The following is a 25589-nucleotide window of genomic DNA, read 5'->3' as shown; positions in this document are numbered from 1 at the left end:
GGGCAATCCAATCGCTTTCTTGTCATTTGTTTGTTTCAGGGTGAGGACACCATGCCGATCTATGCTTATCGATGCGACGCCTGCGGCCACGCCAAAGATGTGCTGCAGAAGATGAGCGACGCCCCGCTGACGGATTGCCCCGCATGCGGCGCGCCGGCGTTCAAGAAGCAGCTCACCGCTGCCGGCTTCCAGCTCAAGGGTTCGGGCTGGTATGTGACGGATTTCCGCGGCGGCTCGGGCGGCGCATCGGCTGCAGCAGCCGGAACCGGTACGGCGGCCAAGGTAGATGCCGCAGCACCAGCCGCTGCTGCCGCGCCCGCCGCGTCGTCGTCCAGCGCGTCGTCCAGCGCCAGCACGCCGGCGGCGTCCGGTGGCTGCGGCACGTCGTGCGCTTGCCACTGATCGCATCGCTTACCTTTCGGCCCATCGCCCCATGAAACAGAAAACCAGCGCACTCAAGACATGGTTCCTGACCGGTCTTCTGGTGCTTGTCCCGCTTGCGATCACGCTGTGGGTGCTGTCGCTCATCATCGGCACGATGGACCAGAGCCTGGCGCTGCTGCCGTCGGCATGGCAGCCGGATCAGCTATTTGGCCGGCGCATTCCTGGCGTGGGCGCGATTCTCACGCTGGCGTTCATCCTCATTGTGGGCGTGCTGGCGCACAACTTCATCGGCCAGAAGCTGGTGCTGTGGTGGGAGGCGCTCGTGGGCCGCATTCCTGTGGTCGGCCCGATCTATTCGAGCGTGAAGCAGGTGTCGGACACACTGCTGTCGTCCAACGGCAATGCATTCCGCAAGGCGTTGCTGGTGCAATACCCGCGCGAAGGCTCGTGGACGATCGCCTTCCTGACCGGCCGCCCCGGCGGTGATGTCGAGAACCACCTGCAGGGCGAGTACGTCAGCGTGTACGTGCCGACCACGCCCAATCCGACGTCGGGCTTCTTCCTGATGATGCCCAAGGCTGACACCATCGAGCTGGACATGACGGTGGACGCGGCGCTCAAGTACATCGTGTCGATGGGTGTGGTGGCGCCTGAAGCGCTGCCGCGCCGCATGGACCCGCCCGACGCCTCGCCACAGACGGAGGACCGGTCGCCGGCTCAAGGGCCGCGCGACCCTTCGAATCCGACCGCGCTGCCTGCAGAGGGCGGCGCCATCGCGGCACCCTGAGCCGGCGATACGAACGAAGTCGAATCGACCCCGGCCCCCCAATCAACTTTCATGCGCGACGTTTTCTTGGCGGCGCGCTTCGCGGAAAACCACAACATGCAAATGCGTACTCAATACTGCGGTCAGGTCACCGAACAACTGCTCGGCCAGAGCGTCACGCTGTCGGGCTGGGCCCATCGTCGTCGTGACCACGGTGGCGTGATCTTCATCGATTTGCGCGACCGTGAAGGCCTGGTGCAGGTCGTGTGCGACCCGGACCGCCCAGAGATGTTCAAGGTGGCCGAAGGTGTGCGCAACGAGTTCTGCCTGCAGGTAAAGGGCGTCGTGCGTGCCCGCCCGGAAGGCACCACTAACGCCAACCTGACCAGCGGCAAGGTCGAAGTGCTGTGCCACGAGCTGACGGTGCTCAACGCCTCCGTCACGCCTCCGTTCCAGCTGGATGACGACAACCTGTCGGAAACCACCCGCCTGACGCATCGCGTGCTGGACCTGCGTCGCCCGCAGATGCAGTACAACCTGCGCCTGCGCTACAAGGTCGCGATGGAAGTGCGCAAGTATCTGGACGACAAGGGCTTCATCGACATCGAAACGCCGATGCTGACCAAGAGCACGCCGGAAGGCGCGCGCGATTACCTCGTGCCGTCGCGCGTGAACGCTGGCCAGTTCTTCGCGCTGCCGCAATCGCCGCAGCTCTTCAAGCAGATGCTGATGGTGTCGGGCTTCGACCGCTACTACCAGATCACCAAATGCTTCCGCGACGAAGACCTGCGTGCTGACCGCCAGCCCGAATTCACCCAGATCGACTGCGAAACGTCGTTCCTGAGCGAGCAGGAAATCCGAGACCTGTTTGAAGAGATGATCCGCACGGTGTTCAAGAACACCATGTCGGTCGAGCTGGATGCCAAGTTCCCGGTGATGGAATTCCGTGAGGCGATGGCCCGCTTCGGTTCGGACAAGCCCGACCTGCGCGTCAAGCTGGAATTCACCGAGCTGACCGACGCCATGAAGGACGTTGACTTCAAGGTGTTCTCGAGCCCGGCCAACGCTGAAGGCGGTCGCGTCGTGGCACTGCGCGTGCCGGGTGGTGCTTCCCTGTCGCGTGGCGATATCGACGCCTACACCAAGTTCGTCGAAATCTACGGTGCTAAGGGCCTGGCCTGGATCAAGGTCAACGAAGTGGCCAAGGGCCGCGACGGCCTGCAATCGCCGATCGTGAAGAACCTGCACGATGCGGCCATCGCCGAGATCCTCAAGCGCAGCGGCGCACAAGATGGCGACATCCTGTTCTTCGGCGCCGACCGCGCCAAGGTGGTCAACGACGCGATGGGTGCACTGCGCCTGAAGGTGGGCCATTCGGACTTTGCGAAGAGCAACGGGCTGTTCGAAGACGCTTGGAAGCCGCTGTGGGTGATCGACTTCCCGATGTTCGAGTACGACGAGGAAGACGCACGCTGGGTGGCCATGCACCATCCGTTCACGAGCCCGAAAGACGAGCACCTGGAATACCTGGAAACCGATCCGGGCAAGTGCATCGCCAAGGCTTACGACATGGTGCTCAACGGCTGGGAAATCGGCGGCGGCTCGGTACGGATTTACCGCGAAGAAGTGCAGAGCAAGGTGTTCCGCGCGCTGAAGATCAACGATGAAGAAGCGCGTGCCAAGTTCGGTTTCCTGCTCGACGCACTGCAGTACGGTGCGCCTCCGCACGGCGGTATCGCGTTCGGTCTGGACCGCGTTGTCACGATGATGGCCGGTGCGGATTCGATCCGCGACGTGATCGCCTTCCCGAAGACGCAGCGTGCGCAGGATCTGCTGACGCAGGCACCGAGCCCGGTCGACGAAAAGCAATTGCGCGAGCTGCATATCCGCTTGCGCGCTGCCGAGGCCAAAGTGGCCGCACCGACGGCTGCAACGACTGCCTAAGCGCCCGCGCTGACGCTCCACAACAGACCGCGCCGCCTGATAAGGGCGGCGCGTTTTTTTTGCGCCTGCTGGAGCAACTCGCAGCAATCGGGAACATTGGGTGCTAAACCGAATCTTTCGTTTCTGTCACGTTGGGTGACAACGAAGGAGGAGTGTTTAGATGGACTACGTCGACTTTGCGCGCACATGGATCGCCGCACATGCCGAGTTCCTGTTGACTTGGCTAATGGCCGCGCTAGTGGTGATGCTGCTGGCCTGGATCGAAATCCGCCGCGCCACGCGGCGTGCCGCCATGGCCATGACCGAGGCCGTAGCCACCACGGTAGCGGCTTGCGTGCCCGAAATCGTAGCTGCGGCGCAGAGCGCACATCCACCGGGGCCCGCCTCGGCGTCGCCTCCGGGTTTGGCCGAGGGGATGCGTGCGTTGGGTCACCTTGCGGCGGAGCGGATGCATTGGCTGCACGCGGTCGCCAACCTGCGTCTGCCCGAAACGGCGTTGCCGCCAGCCGCACCAGGCATGCCCGTGCATCCGCTCGTATATGACACACCGCGCTCGCTGGCCGAAGCGCATTTGGCGGCAGAACTCCGCTTTGCCGATCACGCGCGTGTCTTGCAGGCCGAGCGCCGCGCCCTGCAAGCGTTGGAGACCGCTGAGCGCGAAGGCACCAGCGAACTGCATCGCATCGAGCGTGAGACCTCGGCCATCGTTGAACGCTTCGACCAAGCCAACGCGCAATCCGAACAGACCGATGTGCAGCGCTTCCTCATTCAGAAATTCAACACGCTGGGCAACCGCGAACGCGAGTTGACCGCACAGCTCGCTGCGCTGCGCCAACAGCTCGGCGAGCGTACAGAGGCGTTGTGGGCGCAATCACAGCGCGCAGCCGATGACTATGCTGCGATGCTCGATCCGCTGCTGGCCGTCGCCCGCCGCGAGTTTGGTCACGAAACGGCGACGGATGAGACGGCGCTGTGGCTTGCCCGCACGCGCACAGGCCAAGGGCCGTTGCGCGCTGCCTGATCGCTGCCACGGCATGGCAGCACGCTGAGCGTCACGGTGGCACGCTTCTGGCTGCGGTAAGCTATTGCCTTGCAGCGCGATCGCGCCGCCCATCGAAGCACGCAGCAACCGCACCCATGTCGCACAAGATTCCCGTCTCCGTCCTCGTCGTCATTCACACGCCCGATTTGCATGTGTTGGTGATGGAGCGGGCAGATCATCCGGGTTTCTGGCAATCCGTGACGGGCAGTTGCGACGCACTTGACGAACCCTTGGTCGATACGGCCGCCCGGGAGGTGCTGGAAGAAACCGGCATCGACGCGGCCCAGCATCATCTGATCGACTGGGGCCACCACATCGAATACGAAATCTACCCACACTGGCGGCACCGCTACGCGCCGGGCATCACGCGCAACACCGAGCATTGGTTCGGCCTGCTGGTGAGCGGCAAGGTACCGGTGCGGATGTCCCCGCGCGAGCATGTGCAGGCCGAGTGGTTGCCTTACCGAGAGGCCGCCGCGCGGTGCTTCTCGCGCAGCAATGCCGAGGCCATCCTGCAGCTGCCCGAACGCCTCGCTGCCTATCATGCTCGTCAGGCGGCGCTGACAAAGGACCAGGCCTGACATGCTGCGTTTGCGCGTTGCCACCTACAACATCCACAAGGGCGTGACAGGCATCGCCCGGCGCGTGCGCGTGCATGACGTGCGGCAGGGCCTGCACACCATGGACGCCGACATCGTCTTCCTGCAGGAAGTGCAGGACCGCAACGATCACCTCGTCGCCGCCGAGCTGTTCGACCCGAACTACACGCAGCTGCGCTACCTCGCGACCGACGTCTATCCGCACACGGTTTATGGCCGCAATGCTGTTTACGAGCACGGGCACCACGGCAACGCCATCCTGTCGCGGTATCCGATCCTGCTGTCGGAAAACCTCGATATCTCTGATCACCGTTTCGAGCAGCGCGGCCTGCTGCACGCCGTGACGGATCTCGGCTTCGGCGAGGTGCATCTGCTGTGCGCGCACTTCGGCCTGTTTGCACGCAGCCGGCAACGGCAGGCGGAGGCGCTCGTTGACCGCGTGCGTTCGGTCGTGCCACCGGATGCGCCGCTCGTGGTGGCAGGGGATTTCAACGATTGGAACAACCGGCTTGACCGCATGATCTGTCAGGCGCTCGGTGCGACCGAAGTGGCTGACAAGGCTGCGGATGCACGCCCGGTGCGCACCTTCCCGAGCCATATGCCTTGGTTGCGACTAGACCGCATCTACGTGCGCGGTTTCGACATCGAACGTGCGCACGCGCTGACTGGCCGCGAATGGGCGCAGCGCTCCGATCACGTGCCCCTCCTGGCGGAACTGGCGCATCCATGAGGGTCGCGCGCGATGCAGGTCCGCTGCGCTCCGAGTGGCGCCGGGGTAAGCCCCTGCCGGGCAACGACGTCGACCTGCTGTGCGGCGGTGCTGAGTTCTTCCCAGCCTTGATCGAGGCCATCGATGCCGCGCAACGCCGCGTCGCGCTCGAAACCTACATCTACACCGACGACGCTGCCGCCCGCAGCGTGACCGAGGCGCTCGCCCGCGCGGCCCGCCGCGGTGTGGATGTCCACTTGACCATCGACGGCTTCGGCACCGGCCTGCTGCCTGCCAACATCGCCGCGATGCTCGAGACGGCGGGCGTGATCTTGCGCATCTATCGTCCGGTGCGCGGTTTTCGTCTGCAACGCCGCTACCTGCGACGGCTGCATCGGAAGATCGTTGTCATCGATGACGACGTCGCGTTCGTGGGCGGCATCAACATCATTGATGACCTGAACCACGCGCCATTTCACGATGTTGCGCTGGGACCGCGTTACGACTTTGCCGTGCGAGTACGCGGGCCGCTGGTCGCGCAGATTGCGCTGACCGTCGACCGGCTCTGGTGGCAGATGGGCGTGCGCGCCGGCATGCGGGAGGTGGGCGTCACGGGCGTCGCCGCCGAGTTTCCGGTGATGACCGATACGCCGCGACCACGGCATCGCGGCGCGTCCGGACGAGAAAGTGAGCGCGCACCGGGCACCGTGTTGGCTTCGTTGGTGCTGCGTGACAACGTCCGCAACCGGCGTGCGATCGAACGAGAATATCTGCGCGCGCTGGGTGCGGCGCGGCACGAGGTGATCATCGCCAATGCGTACTTCCTGCCGGGCGTGCGTTTCATGCGGGCCCTGGCAGCATGCCGACGGCGCGGTGTGCGCGTTCGCCTGTTGTTGCAGGGGCAGGTCGAATACCGGCTGCAGCACTACGCGACGCGCTCGCTGTACCACATGCTGCTGCGCGACAACGTCGAGATCAACGAATACACGGCCAGCTTCCTGCACGCCAAGGTGGCTGTGGTGGACGACCGATGGGCCACCGTCGGCTCCAGCAATATCGACCCATTCAGCCTGCTGCTGGCTCGCGAAGCCAACGTCGTCGCATGGGATGCGACCGTAGCCAACGAACTGCGCGCGGCCCTCGAAGACGCCATCGCCCATCACGCACGCCGCGTTCTGGCCGATGCGCACGCCGCGCGCCGCTGGTGGTGGCGCCTGGCAGATTGGTGCGCCTACCGGCTGGTGCGCCTTGGCGTCGTCATCAGCGGGCGCGCAGCACAGTATTAGCGGTACAAGACATCTGCAAAAACATAACAAGAGGGAGGAGACATGCAAGTCATCACAGCCGATGAGGCCGCCCGGTTGGTACAGCCGGAGTGGACGGTCGCATGCGCGGGGTTTGTCGGCGCGGGCCATGCAGAGGCCGTCACGCATGCGCTGGAGCGCCGCTTTCTGGCCACCGGCGAGCCGCATGATCTGACGCTGGTCTATTCCGCCGGCCAGGGCGATCGCGCCACGCGCGGCGTCAACCACTTCGGCAATCCCGGGATGACGCGCTGTGTGGTCGGCGGGCATTGGCGCTCCGCCACGCGGCTGGCGGACCTGGCGCTTGCCGAGCAATGCGATGCGTTCAACCTGCCCCAAGGCGTGCTCACGCATCTGTACCGCGCCATCGCGGGTGGCAAGCCGGGCGTGCTGACCAAGATGGGGCTGCACACGTTCGTCGACCCGCGCACGGAGCTTGACGCGCGTTACCACGGCGGCGCCATCAATGCCCGCGCCAAGGCGGCGCGCGCTGCAGGCACGGCCTCGTGGGTCGAGTACGAACGCTTTCGCGGCGAAGACTATCTCTTCTACCCCAGTTTTCCGCTGCACTGCGTCTTTCTGCGCGGCACGGCTGCCGACCCGCGCGGCAACATCAGCACGCACGAAGAAGCCTTTCATCACGAACTGCTGGCCATGGCACAGGCCGCCCGCAACTCGGGTGGCATCGTCATCGCGCAGGTGCGTCGGCTCGTCGATCGGCATGACAACCTGCAGGCAATCCACGTGCCGGGCATCCTCGTCGATTACGTAGTCATGGCTGACGATGAAACCGAACACCAGATGACCTTCGGCGAGGCGTTCAACCCGACCTATATCCGCCCATGGCAAGGCGAGGCGATCCAGCTCAAGCAAGACGTCATCGAATCGAGCGAGGCGCTGGAGGCGAATCAGCACGGAGCGCTCGACGCCCGCACGCTGGTGCAGCGCCGCGCCGTGCTGGAACTGATCGCGCAGCAGCCGCGGGTCGTGAACCTCGGCGTGGGCATGCCCGCGGCCGTCGGCGCCCTGGCTGAGCAAGAAGGCGCGCGCGGCTTCACTCTTACCGTGGAGGCAGGCCCGATTGGCGGCACGCCGGCAGATGGCCTGAGCTTTGGCGCGTCCGCCTATCCCGAAGCGGTCGTCGATCAACCCGCGCAGTTTGACTTCTACGAAGGTGGCGGCATCGATCTCGCCATCCTCGGCTTGGCAGAACTGGACGGCGCCGGCAACGTCAACGTCAGCCTGTTTGGCGAGGGTGGCGACACCGTCGTCGCGGGCGTCGGCGGCTTCATCAACATCACGCAGAGCGCACGCTCGGTCGTGTTCATGGGCACGCTCACCGCTGGCGGCCTGCAGGTCGAAGCCGAAGACGGCAAGCTGCGCATCGTGCGCGAAGGGCGGCTCAAGAAGATCGTGCCGGCCGTGTCCCATCTGACCTTCAACGGTGAGTATGCGGCGCAATCGGGCATTCCCGTGCGCTACGTGACCGAGCGCGCTGTCTTCGAAATGCGTGACGATGGCCACGGCGCACGGCGCCTCACGCTGACTGAAATCGCTCCTGGTATCGACCTGCAGCGCGATGTACTGGACCAGTGTGCCGCAGAGGTTGCCGTGGCAGCCGACCTGCGTGAAATGGACGCCCGCATCTTCCGCCGTGGTGCCATGTGCTCAGGCATCACGCCGGTCTGATTTACGGGCTGTTTATTTACTGATGGGTAGCACTAGAAAATCCATCCGCTATGCTGTGGCGCACCCGTTTTATAGGTGCGGCGCACACCCTGAAAAGCCTTTCATATAAAGGGTTTGTGGGATTCGCGCTGCACCGCGGAAGGTTGCAAATCGGGGCCGCCATTTAGACGCCGCTTTCTAATAAAACACTTGCCGCTCCAAGTGCCCCTGTAAATAATTGAACGACCGTTCGATTTTGGGCTAGAGTGTTCGCGCAGGCTGGTTTACAGTCCTGCCCGGCACGCGAAAGGCGCCCTGCAAGAAGCCAATTTTCTCGCGTGTCACGCCCCAGAAAAGAACGGAGAGAAATCATCATGCGTCACCCGACCGCTCGTCTCGAATCAAATCACGCAGCAGCCACGCCGATGCGCAAGGGCGAACTGACGCGTGCAGCGATTCTCGATGCCGCGCTGGAATTGGCTTCGCGCGACGGACTGGAAGGATTGACGATCGGTGTGCTCGCGGAGCGCATGCAGATGAGCAAGAGCGGGGTGTTCGCGCACTTCGGCTCGCGTGAGGATCTGCAGGTGGAAGTGGTTCGCGAGTATCACAAAAGGTTCGAGCAGGAAGTCTTCTACCCGAGCTTGACGGAACCGCGCGGTCTGCCGCGCCTGTGGAGCATGGTGCGACGCTGGATGGAGCGTCGCATTCAGGAAGTGACCACGGGCTGCATCTACATCAGCGGCGCGGTGGAGTACGACGATCGTGCCGAAAGCCCGGTGCGCGACGAACTCGTCAAGAGCGTGACGATCTGGCGTGCAGCCTTGGCTCGCGCGATCGCACAGGCAAAGGAAGAAGGCCACCTGCGTGCAGAAGCGGACCCGCAATTGATGCTCTTCGAGATGTACAGCCTGGAGCTGGGTCTGCATCACGATGCGCGTTTCCTGCGGTTGCCGAACAGTGCCGAACTGGCCATGGTGGCGCTTAACAAACTCATTCAGTCTTACCGAACCTGACGCGGCATCGCACACCTAGCGGTCGCGCAGTACACACCAAGGAGTTGCAAGATGGGTCAATACACCGCACCGCTGCGTGACATGCAGTTTGTTCTCCACGAGCTTCTCGGCGTGGAGGACCACCTGAAGCAAATGCCGCAGCACGCGGAGATCGATGCAGACACCATCAATCAGGTGATCGAGGAAGCCGGCAAGTTCTGCTCCGAAGTCATCTTCCCGCTTAATCAGTCCGGCGATCGCGAAGGCTGCACCTACCACGGCGACGGCGTGGTGACGGCTCCCAAGGGTTTCAAGGAAGCGTATCAGCAGTACGTTGAGGCTGGCTGGCCCTCACTCGGCTGCGATCCCGAGTACGGTGGCCAGGGTCTGCCCATCCTGATCAACAACGCGCTGTACGAGATGCTGAACTCGGCCAACCAGGCCTGGACGATGTATCCGGGCCTGTCGCACGGCGCGTACGAAGCCCTGCACGCACACGGCACCGACGAGCTCAAGCAGCGTTATCTACCGAAGCTGGTGTCGGGCGTGTGGACCGGCACGATGTGTCTGACCGAGCCGCATTGCGGCACCGACCTCGGCATCCTGCGCACCAAGGCTGAGCCGCTGGCCGATGGCTCGTACGCCATCACCGGCACGAAGATTTTCATCTCGGCGGGCGAGCACGACTTGGCCGAAAACATCATCCACCTTGTGCTGGCACGCCTGCCGGACGCGCCGGGCGGCACGAAGGGCATCTCGCTGTTCGTGGTGCCGAAGTTCATTCCCGATGCCAACGGCAACCCGGGCGAGCGCAACGGCGTGAAGTGCGGCTCCATCGAACACAAGATGGGCATCCACGGCAACGCCACCTGTGTGATCAATCTGGACGGCGCACGCGGTTGGATGGTCGGCGAGCCGAACAAGGGCCTGAACGCCATGTTCGTGATGATGAACGCCGCCCGCCTGGGTGTCGGCATGCAGAGCCTGGGCCTGACCGAAGTCGCTTACCAGAACTCCGCGGCCTACGCCAAGGAACGCCTGCAGATGCGCAGTCTGTCGGGCCCGAAGGCGCCGGACAAGCCGGCTGATCCGATCATCGTGCACCCGGATGTGCGCCGCATGTTGCTGACGCAGCGTGCCTTTGCCGAAGGCGGCCGCGCATTCAGCTACTGGATCGCACTGCAGATCGACCGCGAGCTGTCGCACGAAGACGAGTCCGTGCGCGAGGACGCGGCTGATCTGGTCGCGCTGCTGACGCCGATCGCCAAGGCCTTCCTGAGCGACAACGCATTCATCTCCACCAACGAAGGCATGCAGGTGTTCGGTGGCCATGGCTACATCGCCGAGTGGGGCATGGAGCAGTACGTGCGCGATGCCCGCATCAACATGATCTACGAAGGCACGAACACCGTGCAGTCGCTGGACCTGCTGGGCCGCAAGATCCTCGGCGACATGGGCGCCAAGATGAAGAAGTTCGGCAAGCTGGTCCAGGACTTTGTGGAAGCCGAAGGCACCAACGAAGCCATGCAGGAGTTCATCAATCCGCTGGCCGACATTGGTGACAAGGTTCAGAAGCTGACCATGGAAATCGGCATGAAGGCCATGGCCAACCCGGACGAAGTGGGCGCCGCCGCTGTGCCGTACCTGCGCGTGGTCGGTCACCTGGTGTTCTCGTACTTCTGGGCCCGCATGGCCAAGATCGCTCTGGAAAAGCAAGACAGCGGCGACACCTTCTACAAGGTCAAGCTGGCAACGGCGCGCTTCTACTTCGCCAAGCTGCTGCCCGAAACGGCTTCGCAGATCCGCATGGCACGTGCCGGCGGCGCGACGCTGATGGCACTCGAAGCGGATCTGTTCTAAACAGCCGCATTCTCTTGGGGCGACGTGTGCAAGCGTCGCCCCCTCGTCTCTTCCTCTCTCCCCGCGAGGACACCATGACCCGCACTGAACTCTCCACCAGCGCGCAGCCGCAGGCCGGCCAGCGCTCCAACTTCCTCGTCCGGCGTGTTGCTGTGCTGGGCGCCGGCGTGATGGGCGCGCAGATTGCCGCGCACCTGGTCAACGCCAAGGTTCCCGTCACGCTGTTCGATCTTCCGGCGAAGGAAGGCCCGAAGAACGGCATCGTGCTCAAGGCCATTGAAAACCTGAAGAAGCTGTCGCCGGCGCCGCTAGGCATCAAGGACGACGCGAACCTGATCCAGGCTGCCAACTACGAAGACGACATCGAGCGCCTGCGCGACTGCGACCTCGTCATCGAGGCCATTGCCGAACGCATGGACTGGAAGCATGACCTGTACAAGAAGGTCGCGCCGCACATTGCTCCGCACGCGATCTTCGCATCGAACACCTCGGGCCTGTCGATTACCGAACTGTCAGACGGCTTTGATGCCGAGCTGAAGTCGCGCTTCTGCGGCGTGCACTTCTTCAACCCGCCGCGGTACATGCATCTGGTCGAGCTGATCCCGACCGCGCACACGCGCGGCGACATCCTCGACAAGCTGGAAACGTTCCTGACCTCCGCGCTCGGCAAAGGCGTGGTGCGCGCGAAGGACACGCCCAACTTCATCGCCAACCGCGTCGGCATCTTCTCGATCCTGGCCGTGTTTGCGGAATCGGCCAAGTACGGCATTCCGTTTGACGTGGTGGACGACCTGACGGGCTCGAAGCTGGGCCGCGCCAAGTCGGCGACGTTCCGCACGGCCGACGTGGTGGGTCTGGACACCATGGCGCACGTCATCAAGACGATGCAGGACAACCTGAAGGACGATCCGTTCGCCCCGGTCTACGCCACGCCGCCCGTGCTGGCCAAGCTGGTGGAAGCGGGTGCCCTGGGCCAGAAGGCAGGCGCCGGTTTCTACAAGAAAGAAGGCAAGGAAATCAAGGTGCTGGACCCGCAAAGCGGCCAGTACGGCCCGAGTGGCAAGAAGGCGGATGACATCGTCGTGCGCATCCTGAAGAAGGAGCCCGCCGAGCGCCTGAAGCTGCTGCGCGAATCGACCAACCCGCAGGCGCAATTTCTGTGGGCCGTCTTCCGCGACGTGTTCCATTACATCGCTGTGTATCTGGAGCAGATTGCGGATTCCGCTGCGGAAGTTGATCTGGCGATCCGCTGGGGCTTCGGCTGGAACAGCGGCCCGTTTGAAGACTGGCAAGAGGCCGGCTGGAAGCAAGTCGCCGAGTGGGTGAAGGAAGATATCGAAGCCGGCAAGGCGTTGTCGAACGCGGTGCTGCCGCAGTGGGTGTTCTCCGGCCCGGTGGCGGACAACGGCGGTGTGCATTCGGCAGAGGGGTCGTGGTCGGCCAACCAGAGCACGTTCCTCTCGCGTAGCACGCTGCCGGTGTACGGCCGCCAGGTATTCCGTGCGCCGATCAAGGGTGCGACGACGGTCAACCCGCTCACGTATGGCAAGACCATCGAAGAGACGGACGCCGTGCGCATCTGGGTGGACGACGCAGCAGGGCAGGACGACGTGCTGATCGTCTCGTTCAAGAGCAAGATGAACACGATCGGACCGAGCGTCATCGATGGTCTGACGCGTGCAGTTGATCTGGCGGAAGCTGGCTACAAGGGCCTGGTGGTGTGGCAGCCGACGTCGCTCAAGCTGGGTGCGCCGGGTGGTCCGTTCTCCGCCGGCGCCAACCTGGAAGAAGCCATGCCGGCCTTCATGATGGGCGGCGCCAAGGGTATCGAGCCGTTCGTCAAGAAATTCCAGGACGGCATGATGCGCGTGAAGTACGCCGGCGTGCCGGTTGTGTCCGCTGCGTCGGGCATCGCACTGGGTGGCGGCTGCGAGCTGCTGCTGCACTCGGCCAAGCGTGTGGCTGCGCTGGAAACGTACATCGGTCTGGTGGAAGTGGGCGTGGGCCTCGTGCCGGCAGGTGGTGGCCTGAAGGAGGCGGCTCTGGCGGCAGCCAAGGCTGCACAGGCAGCAGGCAGCACCAACATCCTGCAGTTCCTGACCAACCGCTTCCAGGCGGCGGCCATGGCCAAGGTGTCGTCGTCTGCGCTGGACGCGCAGAAGATCGGCTACCTGCAGCCGACCGACACCATCGTCTTCAATGTGCATGAATTGCTGCACGTTGCACGCAACGAAGTGCGTGCGCTGTCCGATTCTGGCTACCGCGCACCGCTGCGTCCGGTGGGCATTCCGGTGGCGGGCCGTTCGGGCATCGCCACGATCAAGGCTTCGCTGGTGAACATGCGTGATGGCGGCTTTATCTCGCAGCACGACTTCACGATCGCCTCGCGCATCGCTGAAGCCGTGTGCGGCGGTGATGTCGAAGCCGGCGCGCTGGTGGACGAAGAATGGCTGCTGGCGCTGGAGCGCAAGGCCTTCGTGGATCTGCTGGGCAGCTCCAAGACCCAGGAACGCATCATGGGCATGCTGCAGACCGGCAAGCCGGTGCGTAACTAATTGCCGCGACGACAGAGAGACAGGAGTTTCATCATGACCAAGCAACTGCAAGACGCCTACATCGTCGCCGCGACGCGTTCCCCGATCGGCAAGGCGCCGAAGGGCACGCTCAAGAACCTGCGCCCGGACGACCTGCTGGCGACCATCCTCAAGAGCGCGGTCGCCCAGGTGCCGAACCTGGACCCCGCGCTGATCGAAGACGCCATCGTCGGCTGCGCGATCCCCGAAGCACAGCAGGGCCTGAACGTGGCGCGTATCGGCGCGCTGCTGGCCGGCCTGCCCAACACCGTGGGCGGCGTGACCGTCAACCGTTTCTGCGCCTCGGGACTGACCGCCGTGGCGATGGCTGCCGACCGCATCCGCGTGGGCGAATCCGACGTGATGATCGCCGCCGGTGTGGAATCGATGAGCATGGTGCCGATGATGGGCAACTCGCCGTCGATGTCGCCCGAGATCTTCACGCGTGACGAGAACGTCGGCATCGCCTATGGCATGGGCTTGACGGCCGAGAAGGTCGCCCAGCAGTGGAAGATTTCGCGCGAGGCGCAGGATGCCTTCTCACTGGCTTCGCACCAGAAGGCACTGGCCGCACAGCAAGCCGGCGAGTTCAAGGACGAGATCACCCCGATCGAGATCATCGAGAAGTTCCCGAACCTGGGCACGGGCGCGATCGACATCAAGACGCGCACGATGTCGCTGGATGAAGGCCCGCGTGCCGATACGTCGGTTGAAGGCCTGGGCAAGCTGCGCGCCGTGTTCGCCAACAAGGGCAGCGTGACCGCCGGCAACAGCTCGCAGACCTCGGACGGGTCGGGCGCGCTGATCCTCGTGTCGGAAAAGATCCTGAAGCAGTTCAACCTGGTGCCGCTGGCGCGCTTCGTATCGTTTGCAGTGCGCGGCGTCCCGCCGGAAATCATGGGTATCGGCCCGAAGGAAGCGATTCCTGCCGCGCTGAAGGCTGGCGGCCTGACGCAAGATCAGATCGACTGGATCGAACTGAACGAAGCGTTTGCTGCGCAGTCGCTGGCCGTGATCCAGGACCTGGGCCTGGATACCAGCAAAATCAACCCGCTGGGCGGCGCGATTGCGCTGGGCCACCCGCTTGGTGCGACCGGTGCCATTCGTGCGGCTACGGTGGTGCACGGCCTGCGCCGTCGCAACCAGAAGTACGGCATGGTGACGATGTGCGTCGGCACCGGCATGGGTGCTGCAGGCATTTTCGAACGCATGTGACCCCACGCAAGGGGGAAGGCTCAGGTAGCTTTTTAGGGCCTTCCCCTGCTTGCTAATCGCCCGTCTCACCACGCATAGTTGCGCAGGCGCGCAGTCGTTCCAGACAAACGCGCCGAAGAATGCGGCCGGCACCAAGCCGGTATCGCAATAGAAGCGGAGCCACGATTCCGCAACAGAGGAGACACACCACCGGGCCACCGGCGGTGCACCAAGAGGAGGGCGCGCGATGGGCAACGCTATCGGCGACACAATCGTATTGACCGACGCGGCATGCGACATGCCACGCTCGATGATCGATCAGCTGGGGTTGGGCGTGGTGCCGTTCCGCATTCGTGCGGGCGAATTGTTTGTGGAAGACCGCCGCGATGAGGCGGCCCTGCCGCAGCTCTATCGCAAGTACCTCGTCGACAAACAGGATCACTATGCCGAATCGATTCCGCTGCTTGAACGCGAGATCGAAGACTACCTGCTCAAGCACGTGGTCACGCAGCACGACCGCGCCTTGCTGCTGACGGTTGCCAGCTCGCGCAGCCATTTCTACAGCCACGCAACCGGCGCGGTGGTGGGCACAACTGCCAAGAGCTTCAAGCCACGCAAGGATGCCGGCCGCTCGGGCCTGTTCGAGTTGACGGTGGTGGACACCGGCGCCATTGGCCCCGGCCAGGCGCTGATGGTGCACGAAGCCGCGCGCATGCTGCGTGAAGGCGCGGAGGTGCGTGACGTCGTGCATGTGATCGAGAGCCGCCTGCGCGACGCTTCGCACGTCTACCTCGTCCCCGACGAGTTGCTGTACATGTACACGCGCGCCAAGCAGAAAGGCGAGAAGAGCATCACCTGGAGCCGCTACATGATGGGCACGGCGTTCAACGTGCGTCCGCTCATCCATATGCACCGGGGCGAGACAGAAGCCATCGCCAAGGTGCGCGGTTCCGATGAAGGCATCCGCCGTCTGATGGCGCATACCGAAACCATGATCGCCGAGGAGCGTCTGGCCACGCCCGTGGTGGCGATCACGTATTCCGGTTCGCTCGACACCGTGCGCCGCATGGAGCCGGTACAAGCGTTGATGCGAACCGCACAGGATCACGGCGTGGAAGTGCTGCTCGCGCCGATGAGCCTGACCGTGGCGTTGAACGTGGGGGCCAACGCGTTCTCCGTCGGTTATCTATCTGACTCTCCTGTGCCGATCTAGCAGCGCAGGTTTCACCTGGAGTTTTCATGTCGATTCGTACCGAGACCGCAGACGGCGTCCTGACGCTCACGTTTGACCGCCTAGACCGCAAGAACGCCATCACGGCCGCGATGTATCAAACGCTGGCCGATGCGCTGGTGGCCGCCGAAACCGATCCTGCCATACGCGTGATCGTGCTGGCCGGCCACGAGAGCGTGTTCACCGCGGGCAACGATCTCGAAGACTTCATGAAGAATCCGCCCAAGGACGAGAGCGCCCCCGTGCACCAGTTCCTGAAGGCGATCAGCACCGAGACCAAGCCGCTGATCGCCTCGGTGAGCGGCGCGGCTGTCGGCGTGGGCACGACGATGCTGCTGCACTGCGACTTGGTCTATGCATCCGAGACGGCCAAATTGTCGATGCCGTTCGCGCAACTGGGGCTCTGTCCGGAAGCCGCATCAAGCTTGCTGTTGCCGCAACTGGCCGGCTATCACCGCGCGGCGGACAAGCTGCTCTTCGGTGAGCCATTTGACGCGCACGAAGCGCGCGAACTGGGCCTGGTTAACCGCGTGCTGCCGGCCGGGGAGCTGGATGCCTTCGTGCGTACGCAGGCGCGTAAGCTGACGCTGCTGCCGCCCGCATCGCTGCGCGCCACCAAGCGTTTGATGAAGGAAGGTGCCACGCCGCAGATCGCCGAGCGCATGTCGATGGAGGGCAAGCAGTTTGGCGAGATGCTGCGTGCGCCGGAAGCGCGCGAGGCGTTCACGGCGTTCTTCGAAAAGCGCCGCCCAGACTTTTCTAAGTTCAACTGAGCGAGGCGTTCATACGCAAAAGAAAACCCGGCGCGAGGCCGGGTTTTTTGTTGAGCGTTGCCGGTTCAGAGCGGCGGCAGCACGCGCGGCTTGCGCGTCTCGTCGGTGGCCACGTAGGTGAGGGTGGCTTCCGTCACCTTGACGGTGGCGTGGCTGCCATTGGCGTGCATGCGCTGCGCGTAGACCTCCACGTCCACGGTAATCGACGTGCGCCCCGTCTTGACCACGTTGGCGTAGAAGCTCACCAGATCGCCCACGTACACGGGCTGCTTGAAGACGAAGGAGTTGACCGCGATTGTGGCCACGCGGCCGTTGGCGCGCACCACGGCGGGAATCGACCCGGCGATGTCCACCTGCGACATGATCCAGCCGCCAAACACATCGCCGTGGACGTTAGCGTCGGAGGGCATGGGCATCACGCGCACGGCGGGCTGCTTGTCGGCGGGCAGCGTGACGGTTTCAGTGGTGGCTTGGGTATTGGACATGATGATGCAGGGCAGCATTGAAGCGAAGGGAGGGCCCACCAGCGAGCCCAGGGCGCGCGCAGGTGATCGGTGGGAGAATACACAATCCGCCATTTTATTGCACCGCACATGCGCCGCTTTCCCGCCTCTTCCGAACCGCCTCCGCCGGGGGCTGCCCGCGGCGACTGGCGCACCATCAAGAGCCTGCTGCCGTATCTGATGGCCTACAGGTGGCGTGTGGCACTGGCGCTGTCGTTCCTGATCGCGGCCAAGGTGGCAAACCTTGGTGTGCCGATGGTCATGAAACGGCTGATCGATTCGATGAACGTGTCGCCGTCCGATCCACGCGCTCTGCTGGTGGTGCCGGTGGGCATCATCCTCGGCTACGGGCTGCTGCGGCTGTCGACGTCGCTGTTTTCGGAGCTGCGCGAAATCCTGTTTGCGAAGGTCACAGAGAGTTCGGTGCGCACGCTCGCCCTGCAGGTGTTCCGGCATCTGCATGCGCTGTCACTGCGCTTTCACCTTGAGCGCCAAACTGGCGGCATGAGCCGCGACATCGAGCGCGGCACGCGCGGCATCCAGTCGCTCATTTCGTATTCGCTGTACAGCATCCTGCCGACGCTGGTGGAAGTCGGCCTTGTCATCACGTATTTCTTCGTGAAGTACGACGTGTGGTTCGCGCTCATCACGTTCTGCGCGCTGGTCAGCTACATCGTCTTTACGGTGACGGTGACGAACTGGCGCACGCACTTCCGCCGCAAGATGAACGAGCTGGATTCGCGCGCTAACCAGAAGGCGATCGATTCGCTGCTCAACTTCGAGACGGTCAAGTACTTTGGCAACGAAGACTACGAAGCACGTCGCTACGACGAGAACCTGAAGCACTACCGCGCCGCGGCCATCCGCTCACAGAACTCGTTGTCGGTGCTGAACTTTGGTCAGCAGGTCATTGTTGCCACCGCGCTCATTCTGATTCTGTATCGCGCCACGCAAGGGGTGGCGGCGGGGCACATGACGCTTGGGGACCTTGTGCTCGTCAACACGCTGATGCTGCAGATCTACATTCCGCTCAACTTCCTGGGCGTGATCTATCGTGAGCTGAAGCAAGCCGTGACCGACATGGACCGCATGTTCCACCTGCTGCAGACCAATCGCGAGGTTGCCGACAAGCCCGACGCCAAACCGCTGGCGGTGCGCGCGGGCGAAGTCCGCTTCGCGCATGTCGACTTCAGCTACGAGGCCAAGCGCCAGATCCTGTTCGATGTGGACTTCACGATTCCCGCCGGCACGACCACGGCGGTCGTCGGGCAAAGCGGCTCGGGTAAATCGACGCTGGCGCGCTTGCTGTTCCGTTTCTATGACGTGAAGTCGGGCGCTATCCAGATCGACGGCCAGGACCTGCGTGATGTCACGCAATCCAGCGTGCGTGCCGCCATCGGCATCGTTCCGCAAGACACGGTGCTCTTCAACGACAGCATCTACTACAACATCGCCTACGGCCGCCCGGATGCCAGTCGTGAAGAGGTGATCGAAGCCGCGCGCGCGGCGCAGATCCACCACTTTGTCGAATCGCTGCCTGATGGCTACGAGACGCAAGTCGGCGAGCGCGGCCTGAAGCTCTCCGGCGGCGAGAAGCAGCGTGTGGCGATCGCACGTACCTTGCTCAAGCGCCCGCCAATCCTTGTGTTTGATGAAGCGACGTCGGCACTCGACTCGCGCACCGAGCACGCCATCCAAGAAGAGCTGATGCGGCTTGCGCAGAACCACACCACGCTGGTCGTTGCACATCGGTTGTCGACCATCGTGCGTGCGCACCAGATTCTGGTGATGGAACACGGCCGCATCATCGAGCGCGGCACGCATGAATCGTTGTTGCGTGCGGAAGGCCGTTACGCGCAGATGTGGCGCATGCAGGCACGCGAGCCCGAACGCGTCGCCGAAGAAACAGAAGACACCCGAGCAGGTTGAGGGAGAGACAACGCGATGGAACTCAAATGGCTGGAAGACTTCATCAGCCTGGCCGAGACGCGCAGCTTTTCGCGCTCGGCCGAATTAAGGCACGTGACGCAGCCGGCGTTTTCGCGACGCATTCAATCGCTTGAGGCGTGGCTCGGCAACGAGCTGATCGACCGATCAAGCTACCCCACACGCCTCACGCCCGCCGGCGAAGTGTTCTACGAACAGGCGTTGGCGATGCTCGCCCAAGTGAGCGAGACGCGCGCGCTGATGCGCGGCCAGCGCCCGGCCAGCGCGTCGACGATCGACTTTGCTGTGCCGCATACGCTCTCGCTGACGTTCTTCCCTGGCTGGCTCGCGCAGGTGGAAGAGAAGATCGGCAAGCTGCAATGTCGGCTGCGCGCGCTCAACGTGCACGATGCGGTGATGACGCTGGTGGAGGGCGGCTGCGATCTCGTGATGGTTTATCACCACGCGCGGCAGATGATCCAGCTTGACCCCACGCGCTACGACATGCTGGTGCTGGGCACCGAGCGGCTTTCGCCGTTTTCCAAGCCTGATGCAAGCGGGCGGCCGATTTATCGGCTCGTTCCCACGGCGCGCAAGCCGATCGCCTACCTTAGCTACACGCCCAATGCCTTTCTGGGCCGCATGGTGGATGTGCTGCTGGAAAACTCGCCCGTGGCACCGTTGCTCGACAAGTGCTACGAAACCGACATGGCCGAGGCGCTCAAGGTGATGGCGCTGGCTGGCCATGGCGTGGCCTTTCTGCCGGAGAGCGCGGTGCGGGAGGACGTGGCCGCCGGACGCCTCGTGCGCGCGGAAGGCAAGGGCGGCGGTACGTTGTCGATCGAGATGGAAATCCGGCTCTATCGTGAGCACCCACAAAGCGGCGCACACGACCGCCGGCACCCCCAGTCCAAGCGGAAACGCGAGCTGATCGACACGTTATGGAGCGCGTTGGCCGGCTGAACGGCGCCTCGGATTCTGGTAGGGGGTTATGCGTTCAATGCATAACCCGATGTAAAAACGGCATTGGATTTCGTTCTGGGCGGTCCCTAAGCTGGCGGGCATTTTGTGGGACTTGAAGGGCCTTACCAAGGCCCAAAAAAGGAAGACAGCCATGTCCAATGTCGCATCTCCGTCGACACTCCAGCACGCCATCCCGTCCTATCTGCCGGCCGACAATCTCGGCCCGTGGGGCATCTATCTGCAGCAGGTCGATCGGGTCACCCCCTATCTCGGCTCGCTCGCACGTTGGGTTGAAACGCTCAAGCGCCCCAAGCGCGCGCTGATCGTCGATGTGCCGATCCAGATGGACGACGGCCGCATCGCCCACTTCGAGGGCTACCGCGTGCAGCACAACACGTCGCGCGGCCCGGGCAAGGGCGGCGTGCGCTTCCACCAGGACGTGACGCTGTCGGAAGTGATGGCGCTGTCTGCATGGATGTCGGTGAAGAACGCGGCCGTGAACGTGCCGTACGGCGGTGCCAAGGGCGGTATCCGCGTCGACCCACGCAAGCTGTCTTCCGGTGAACTCGAACGCCTGACCCGCCGCTACACCAGCGAGATCGGCATCATCATCGGCCCGAACAAGGACATTCCGGCCCCGGACGTGAACACCAACGCGCAGATCATGGCGTGGATGATGGACACGTACTCCATGAATGAAGGCTCCACGGCCACCGGCGTGGTGACCGGCAAGCCGATCGCCCTGGGCGGCAGCCTGGGCCGTCGCGAAGCCACTGGCCGCGGCGTGTTCGTGGTCGGCAGCGAAGCCGCGCGCAACCTCGGTATCGACGTCAAGGGCGCGCGCGTGGTGGTGCAGGGCTTCGGCAATGTGGGCAGCGTGGCCGCCAAGCTGTTCCACGACGCCGGCGCCAAGGTCATTGCCGTGCAAGATCACAAGGGAATCGTGTTCAATGGCAACGGCCTGGACGTCGACGCGCTCATCAAGCACGTTGACCACAATGGCAGCGTGGCCGGCTTTGCTGCAGAGACCGTCTCGCAAGACGATTTCTGGGCTCTGGACTGCGAATTCCTGATTCCGGCTGCACTGGAAGGCCAGATCACTGCGAAGAACGCGCCCCATATCAAGGCAAAGATTGTCGTGGAAGGTGCAAATGGCCCCACGACGCCTGAGGCGGACGACATCCTGCGCGACCGCGGCATCCTGGTCTGCCCGGACGTGATTGCCAACGCCGGCGGCGTGACGGTCAGCTATTTCGAATGGGTGCAGGATTTCTCGAGCTTCTTCTGGACCGAAGACGAGATCAATCAGCGCCTGGTACGGATCATGCAAGACGCCTTCCGTGGCGTCTGGCAAGTGGCGCAGGACAACAAGGTTACTCTGCGTACGGCGGCGTTCATCATCGCCTGTACGCGGATTCTGCAGGCCCGCCAAGAGCGCGGTCTGTACCCCTGATCGGCAACGCGCTGGTCAATACCGGCGCGGTGCTCCAACAGGGCGCCGCTCTGGTCTATCGCGTTGCTGCCGATCAGGCGGCCATGCGCGACGGTTGAAGAAAGCCGGTGCTCATGGGACGAACCATAACGTTCCGCAGCGCCGCACCATGAGAAGGGCGATAGCATCATCGTCGTCCTTCCCATCCTCAAGTCGGGTTCGTTAAGCGACAGAGAGCGCACATCGGGCGGGCTTTATTTCCCCTTGTTTTCCTTAGCAATTGGCGGTCGTCCGCTCAAGCAATCTGGCATGCGTGCCGATGTTGCAAAGCGTTGCCGTATCTGGTGCTGCGTGTCTTTTCCGGATTTTCGGAAAAGCACAACGTAAGGTATCCGGTTGCTTGGAAAGCGCGGTTGCGGCAGGGTCCGCGCCAGAGGAAAAACTCCGTTGGATTCAACGATTTAGTGGCAACACCAATACTGTCGCCAAACGTTTTTTGGTACAGTCCCGTCTTTCTCTTTCATGGTCAAAAGGAGACTTTCATGAACCTCGCCAAGCTGGCAACCGTGGTTGCAGCCGTTGGTGTCGCCGTTGGTGCCTTCGGCAGCGTTGCCCACGCAGAAGAGCTGACTGGTACGCTCAAGAAGATCAAAGACACCGGCACCATCACGCTGGGCGTGCGCGATTCGTCGATTCCGTTCAGCTACAACGTCGGCGGTGTCCGCACGATCGGCTATTCGTATGACGTCGCCACCAAGATTGCTGAGGACGTGAAGAAGCAGCTCGGCCTGAAGGATCTGAAGATCAACGAGATTCCGGTCACTTCGCAAAACCGCATCACGCTGCTGCAGAACGGCACCATCGATCTGGAGTGCGGTTCGACCACGAACAACCTCGAGCGCCAGAAGCAAGCATCGTTCACGAACACCATCTTCATCATCGGCACGCGCATCATGGTGAAGAAGGATTCGGGCATTAGCGATTGGGCACAGCTCAAAGGCAAGAACGTTGTGACCACCGCTGGCACGACGTCGGAACGCCTGCTGCGCAAGATGAATGATGACAAGCAGATGGGCATGAACATCATCAGCACGAAGGACCACGGCCAGTCGTTCCTGACGCTGGAATCGGGCCGCGCTGTCGCGTTCATGATGGACGACGCCCTGCTGTACGGCGAGCGCGCCAAGGCCAAGAACCCGGCTGACTGGGTGGTCGTGGCCAAGCCGCAATCGCGCGAAGCCTACGGCTGTATGGTTCGCAAGGACGACAAGCCGTTCAAGACCCTGGCCGACAAGACCATCGCCGGCATGATGAAGGATGGCTCGATCGCAGCCGAGTACAAGAAGTGGTTCGAGCAGCCGGTTCCGCCCAAGGGCGTGAACATGGAGTTCCCGCTGTCGGACGACATGAAGGCGCTGATCAAGAACCCGAACGACAAGGCCCTTGACTGATCGGCTCCCTCAACGGGCCTGATACAAGCGTCACGAAACGGAAGGCAAAGGCCGGTTAACAGGTCTTCTCCCTTCCGTTTCTTTTTGAGGGAACCATCATGAATTACCACTGGAACTGGGGCGTCTTCTTTTCGGAAGCCGCCCAGAATCAGACCTATCTGGACTGGCTGCTGGCGGGGTTGAAGACCACCGTCGTGCTCGGCCTGTCTTCCTGGATCATCGCGCTCGTCATCGGCTCCGTGCTGGGCGTGCTCCGTACGGTGCCGAACAAGTGGCTGTCGGGCCTTGCCGCAGCGTACGTGGAGCTGTTCCGCAACATTCCGCTGATCGTGCAGCTCTTCATCTGGTACTTCGTCATGCCCGAGCTCGTGCCGGGCGGCGACTACATCAAGCAGATGAACCCCAATACGGCGATGTTCCTGTGCGCGATGCTGTGTCTCGGTACCTTTACCGCGGCGCGTGTCTGCGAGCAGGTGCGCTCGGGTATCAATTCGCTGCCGCGCGGGCAGCGCAACGCCGGACTGGCCATGGGCTTCACGCTGGCGCAGACGTACCGCTACGTGATGCTGCCGATGTCGTTCCGCATCATCGTTCCGCCGCTCACGTCGGAGTTCCTGAACATCTTCAAGAACTCGGCCGTGGCATCGACCATCGGTTTGCTGGAGCTTGCCGCACAGGGCCGCCAGCTGGTTGACTACACCGCGCAGCCGTACGAATCGTTCATCGCCGTGACGCTGATGTACATGCTGATCAACCTGACCGTAATGGGCTTGATGCGCTGGGTGGAAGCACGTTCCCGGTTGCCTGGCTTCATCGGTGGCAAGTAATCGGACGAGGACTCTTCATGGCTTATCAATTCGATTTCTCGTCCATCAATGTCGACAACATGCGCGTGCTCGGCGAGGGGATGGTTCTCTCGCTCGAGATCACGGGTACGGCCATCCTGGTCGGCATCGTCTGGGGCACGCTGCTCGCGATGATGCGCCTCTCTGGCATCAAGCCGCTGCAGTGGTTCGGGCAGGCGTACGTGAACCTCTTCCGGTCCATCCCGCTGGTGATGGTGCTGCTGTGGTTCTTCCTGATCGTGCCGCAGGTGCTGCAGCGGATCTTCGATCTGTCGCCGGCAACCGACATGCGCATGACGTCTGCGCTGGTCGCTTTCGCGCTGTTTGAAGCGGCGTATTACTCGGAAATCATCCGCGCCGGTATCCAGAGCGTGTCGCGCGGACAGATGTTCGCGGCCTACGCGATGGGCATGACGTATGGCCAGGCCATGCGTCTGGTGATCCTGCCGCAGGCATTCCGCAACATGATTCCGCTGCTGCTCACCCAGGCCATCGTCCTGTTCCAGGATACGTCGCTGGTGTATGTGAGCGCGCTGTCGGACTTCTTTACCCAGGCATACAACATCGGTGAGCGCGACGGCCGTATCGTCGAGCTGCTGCTGTTTGCCGGCTTGTGCTATTTCGTGATCTGCTTCGGCGCCTCCGTGCTGGTGAAGCGACTTCAGAAGAAGGTGACCCAATGATCGAGATCAAGAACGTTTCCAAGTGGTACGGCCAGTTCCAGGTGCTGACCGACTGCACCACCAGCGTGAAGAAGAGCGAGGTGGTGGTGGTGTGCGGCCCGTCGGGTTCGGGCAAGTCCACGCTCATCAAGACTGTCAATGCGCTGGAGCCGTTCCAGAAGGGCGACATCCTCGTCGACGGCACCTCGGTGGGCGCCAAGAGCACTAACCTGCCGAAGCTGCGTTCGCGCGTGGGCATGGTGTTCCAGAACTTCGAGTTGTTCCCGCACCTGTCGATTACCGAAAACCTGACGATCGCACAGCAAAAGGTGCTGGGCCGCTCGAAAGAAGAAGCCATGGCCAAGGGCCTGAAGTATCTGGACCGCGTGGGCCTGAAGGCGCACGCGGCCAAGTACCCGGGCCAACTGTCGGGCGGTCAGCAGCAGCGCGTGGCAATCGCACGCGCGCTGTCGATGGACCCGATCTGCATGCTGTTCGACGAGCCGACCTCCGCGCTGGACCCGGAAATGGTCAACGAAGTGCTCGACGTGATGGTGGAACTGGCCAAGGAAGGCATGACGATGATGTGCGTGACCCACGAAATGGGCTTCGCGCGGAAGGTTGCCAACCGCGTGATCTTCATGGACCAAGGCCGCATCGTTGAAGACTGCGAGAAGGAAGAGTTTTTCGGCAACATCGATGCTCGTTCCGACCGCGCCAAGCAGTTCCTGTCGAAGATCCTGTCGCATTGATCGACGGTTCCCG

At 63.0% G+C, this 25589-nt stretch carries 22 protein-coding genes; 21 read left to right on the top strand and 1 reads right to left on the bottom strand.

The window, feature by feature from the left end; translation table 11 throughout:
• Positions 1–51 precede the first annotated feature (51 nt).
• The 14 genes from ACEN9T_RS22455 (at position 52) to ACEN9T_RS22390 (ending at position 17042) form a co-directional block, all read left to right on the top strand.
• Positions 52–402, top strand: coding sequence for an FmdB family zinc ribbon protein (locus tag ACEN9T_RS22455; protein ID WP_413707098.1), 351 nt, complete (start codon positions 52–54; stop codon positions 400–402).
• Positions 403–433: 31 nt separating this feature from the next.
• Positions 434–1171, top strand: a complete 738-nt coding sequence (locus ACEN9T_RS22450) for a DUF502 domain-containing protein (RefSeq protein ID WP_037027596.1) — start codon at positions 434–436, stop codon at positions 1169–1171.
• 51 nt (positions 1172–1222) lie between these two features.
• Positions 1223–3094 (top strand): aspartate--tRNA ligase, encoded by a 1872-nt coding sequence (aspS, locus tag ACEN9T_RS22445; protein ID WP_092973306.1) that lies wholly within the window; start codon positions 1223–1225, stop codon positions 3092–3094.
• Between the two features lie 160 nt (positions 3095–3254).
• Entirely contained in the window at positions 3255–4115 is an 861-nt protein-coding gene (locus ACEN9T_RS22440; RefSeq protein WP_413707097.1) for a hypothetical protein, read from the top strand.
• Between the two features lie 116 nt (positions 4116–4231).
• Positions 4232–4717 (top strand): dihydroneopterin triphosphate diphosphatase, encoded by a 486-nt coding sequence (gene nudB / locus ACEN9T_RS22435; RefSeq protein WP_413707096.1) that lies wholly within the window; start codon positions 4232–4234, stop codon positions 4715–4717.
• 1 nt (position 4718) lies between these two features.
• Entirely contained in the window at positions 4719–5465 is a 747-nt protein-coding gene (locus ACEN9T_RS22430; RefSeq protein ID WP_092973300.1) for an endonuclease/exonuclease/phosphatase family protein, read from the top strand.
• Positions 5462–6730, top strand: coding sequence for a cardiolipin synthase ClsB (gene clsB, locus ACEN9T_RS22425; RefSeq protein ID WP_092973298.1), 1269 nt, complete (start codon positions 5462–5464; stop codon positions 6728–6730). Before ACEN9T_RS22430 ends, clsB begins: the two co-directional genes overlap by 4 nt.
• Before the next feature lie 42 nt (positions 6731–6772).
• Positions 6773–8437 carry an acyl CoA:acetate/3-ketoacid CoA transferase gene (locus ACEN9T_RS22420; RefSeq protein ID WP_413707095.1) on the top strand — a complete coding sequence of 555 codons (1665 nt, stop codon included), beginning with the start codon at positions 6773–6775 and terminating at the stop codon, positions 8435–8437.
• 404 nt (positions 8438–8841) lie between these two features.
• Complete coding sequence (locus ACEN9T_RS22415; protein ID WP_021196492.1) at positions 8842–9432, top strand: TetR/AcrR family transcriptional regulator; 591 nt, start codon at positions 8842–8844, stop codon at positions 9430–9432.
• A gap of 51 nt (positions 9433–9483) precedes the next feature.
• A complete protein-coding gene (locus tag ACEN9T_RS22410) occupies positions 9484–11271 on the top strand; it encodes an acyl-CoA dehydrogenase C-terminal domain-containing protein (protein WP_413707094.1) in 1788 nt (595 codons plus the stop codon).
• Positions 11272–11345: 74 nt separating this feature from the next.
• Positions 11346–13826 carry a 3-hydroxyacyl-CoA dehydrogenase/enoyl-CoA hydratase family protein gene (locus ACEN9T_RS22405; protein WP_413707093.1) on the top strand — a complete coding sequence of 827 codons (2481 nt, stop codon included), beginning with the start codon at positions 11346–11348 and terminating at the stop codon, positions 13824–13826.
• 33 nt (positions 13827–13859) lie between these two features.
• The gene (locus ACEN9T_RS22400; protein ID WP_092973292.1) at positions 13860–15059 is read left to right on the top strand and encodes an acetyl-CoA C-acyltransferase; all 1200 of its coding nucleotides are present in this window, start codon (positions 13860–13862) and stop codon (positions 15057–15059) included.
• A 226-nt stretch (positions 15060–15285) separates the two neighbouring features.
• The gene (locus ACEN9T_RS22395; RefSeq protein ID WP_413707092.1) at positions 15286–16251 is read left to right on the top strand and encodes a DegV family protein; all 966 of its coding nucleotides are present in this window, start codon (positions 15286–15288) and stop codon (positions 16249–16251) included.
• A 26-nt stretch (positions 16252–16277) separates the two neighbouring features.
• Positions 16278–17042, top strand: a complete 765-nt coding sequence (locus ACEN9T_RS22390) for an enoyl-CoA hydratase (protein ID WP_413707091.1) — start codon at positions 16278–16280, stop codon at positions 17040–17042.
• A gap of 65 nt (positions 17043–17107) precedes the next feature.
• Here the strand turns inward: ACEN9T_RS22390 and ACEN9T_RS22385 are convergent, their stop codons facing one another.
• Positions 17108–17545, bottom strand: coding sequence for an acyl-CoA thioesterase (locus ACEN9T_RS22385; RefSeq protein WP_413707090.1), 438 nt, complete (start codon positions 17543–17545; stop codon positions 17108–17110).
• Positions 17546–17635: 90 nt separating this feature from the next.
• On the opposite strand from ACEN9T_RS22385, the gene ACEN9T_RS22380 reads away from it, so the two are divergent.
• The 7 genes from ACEN9T_RS22380 (at position 17636) to ACEN9T_RS22350 (ending at position 25576) form a co-directional block, all read left to right on the top strand.
• Positions 17636–19474 (top strand): ABCB family ABC transporter ATP-binding protein/permease, encoded by a 1839-nt coding sequence (locus ACEN9T_RS22380; protein ID WP_413707089.1) that lies wholly within the window; start codon positions 17636–17638, stop codon positions 19472–19474.
• Positions 19475–19489: 15 nt separating this feature from the next.
• The gene (locus tag ACEN9T_RS22375; protein WP_004633215.1) at positions 19490–20434 is read left to right on the top strand and encodes a LysR substrate-binding domain-containing protein; all 945 of its coding nucleotides are present in this window, start codon (positions 19490–19492) and stop codon (positions 20432–20434) included.
• A gap of 151 nt (positions 20435–20585) precedes the next feature.
• Positions 20586–21887: a Glu/Leu/Phe/Val family dehydrogenase gene (locus ACEN9T_RS22370; RefSeq protein WP_092973282.1), complete on the top strand. Its 1302-nt coding sequence runs from the start codon at positions 20586–20588 to the stop codon at positions 21885–21887.
• 521 nt (positions 21888–22408) lie between these two features.
• The gene (locus ACEN9T_RS22365; RefSeq protein WP_092973280.1) at positions 22409–23317 is read left to right on the top strand and encodes a glutamate/aspartate ABC transporter substrate-binding protein; all 909 of its coding nucleotides are present in this window, start codon (positions 22409–22411) and stop codon (positions 23315–23317) included.
• A gap of 98 nt (positions 23318–23415) precedes the next feature.
• Positions 23416–24144 carry an amino acid ABC transporter permease gene (locus ACEN9T_RS22360; RefSeq protein WP_092973278.1) on the top strand — a complete coding sequence of 243 codons (729 nt, stop codon included), beginning with the start codon at positions 23416–23418 and terminating at the stop codon, positions 24142–24144.
• A 17-nt stretch (positions 24145–24161) separates the two neighbouring features.
• Positions 24162–24845 (top strand): glutamate/aspartate ABC transporter permease GltK, encoded by a 684-nt coding sequence (gene gltK / locus ACEN9T_RS22355; RefSeq protein ID WP_092973276.1) that lies wholly within the window; start codon positions 24162–24164, stop codon positions 24843–24845.
• Positions 24842–25576, top strand: a complete 735-nt coding sequence (locus ACEN9T_RS22350; RefSeq protein ID WP_092973274.1) for an amino acid ABC transporter ATP-binding protein — start codon at positions 24842–24844, stop codon at positions 25574–25576. Before gltK ends, ACEN9T_RS22350 begins: the two co-directional genes overlap by 4 nt.
• Positions 25577–25589: the final 13 nt, after the last annotated feature.

Origin of the sequence: Ralstonia sp. Ralssp110 (genome assembly GCF_047325135.1) — a bacterium.
Lineage (GTDB): Bacteria > Pseudomonadota > Gammaproteobacteria > Burkholderiales > Burkholderiaceae > Ralstonia > Ralstonia mojiangensis.
Note: the sequence above shows the minus strand (reverse complement) of the source record. Positions and strands in the feature narration are given on the sequence as shown.

Bases quoted from the DNA above. Each gene is read 5' to 3' on its own strand.
- ACEN9T_RS22455 (WP_413707098.1), top strand. From the start codon at position 52: ATGCCGATCTATGCTTATCGATGCGACGCCTGCGGCCACGCCAAAGAT.
- ACEN9T_RS22450 (WP_037027596.1), top strand. From the start codon at position 434: ATGAAACAGAAAACCAGCGCACTCAAGACATGGTTCCTGACCGGTCTT.
- aspS (WP_092973306.1), top strand. From the start codon at position 1,223: ATGCGCGACGTTTTCTTGGCGGCGCGCTTCGCGGAAAACCACAACATG.
- ACEN9T_RS22440 (WP_413707097.1), top strand. From the start codon at position 3,255: ATGGACTACGTCGACTTTGCGCGCACATGGATCGCCGCACATGCCGAG.
- nudB (WP_413707096.1), top strand. From the start codon at position 4,232: ATGTCGCACAAGATTCCCGTCTCCGTCCTCGTCGTCATTCACACGCCC.
- ACEN9T_RS22430 (WP_092973300.1), top strand. From the start codon at position 4,719: ATGCTGCGTTTGCGCGTTGCCACCTACAACATCCACAAGGGCGTGACA.
- clsB (WP_092973298.1), top strand. From the start codon at position 5,462: ATGAGGGTCGCGCGCGATGCAGGTCCGCTGCGCTCCGAGTGGCGCCGG.
- ACEN9T_RS22420 (WP_413707095.1), top strand. From the start codon at position 6,773: ATGCAAGTCATCACAGCCGATGAGGCCGCCCGGTTGGTACAGCCGGAG.
- ACEN9T_RS22415 (WP_021196492.1), top strand. From the start codon at position 8,842: ATGCGCAAGGGCGAACTGACGCGTGCAGCGATTCTCGATGCCGCGCTG.
- ACEN9T_RS22410 (WP_413707094.1), top strand. From the start codon at position 9,484: ATGGGTCAATACACCGCACCGCTGCGTGACATGCAGTTTGTTCTCCAC.
- ACEN9T_RS22405 (WP_413707093.1), top strand. From the start codon at position 11,346: ATGACCCGCACTGAACTCTCCACCAGCGCGCAGCCGCAGGCCGGCCAG.
- ACEN9T_RS22400 (WP_092973292.1), top strand. From the start codon at position 13,860: ATGACCAAGCAACTGCAAGACGCCTACATCGTCGCCGCGACGCGTTCC.
- ACEN9T_RS22395 (WP_413707092.1), top strand. From the start codon at position 15,286: ATGGGCAACGCTATCGGCGACACAATCGTATTGACCGACGCGGCATGC.
- ACEN9T_RS22390 (WP_413707091.1), top strand. From the start codon at position 16,278: ATGTCGATTCGTACCGAGACCGCAGACGGCGTCCTGACGCTCACGTTT.
- ACEN9T_RS22385 (WP_413707090.1), bottom strand. From the start codon at position 17,545: ATGCTGCCCTGCATCATCATGTCCAATACCCAAGCCACCACTGAAACC.
- ACEN9T_RS22380 (WP_413707089.1), top strand. From the start codon at position 17,636: ATGCGCCGCTTTCCCGCCTCTTCCGAACCGCCTCCGCCGGGGGCTGCC.
- ACEN9T_RS22375 (WP_004633215.1), top strand. From the start codon at position 19,490: ATGGAACTCAAATGGCTGGAAGACTTCATCAGCCTGGCCGAGACGCGC.
- ACEN9T_RS22370 (WP_092973282.1), top strand. From the start codon at position 20,586: ATGTCCAATGTCGCATCTCCGTCGACACTCCAGCACGCCATCCCGTCC.
- ACEN9T_RS22365 (WP_092973280.1), top strand. From the start codon at position 22,409: ATGAACCTCGCCAAGCTGGCAACCGTGGTTGCAGCCGTTGGTGTCGCC.
- ACEN9T_RS22360 (WP_092973278.1), top strand. From the start codon at position 23,416: ATGAATTACCACTGGAACTGGGGCGTCTTCTTTTCGGAAGCCGCCCAG.
- gltK (WP_092973276.1), top strand. From the start codon at position 24,162: ATGGCTTATCAATTCGATTTCTCGTCCATCAATGTCGACAACATGCGC.
- ACEN9T_RS22350 (WP_092973274.1), top strand. From the start codon at position 24,842: ATGATCGAGATCAAGAACGTTTCCAAGTGGTACGGCCAGTTCCAGGTG.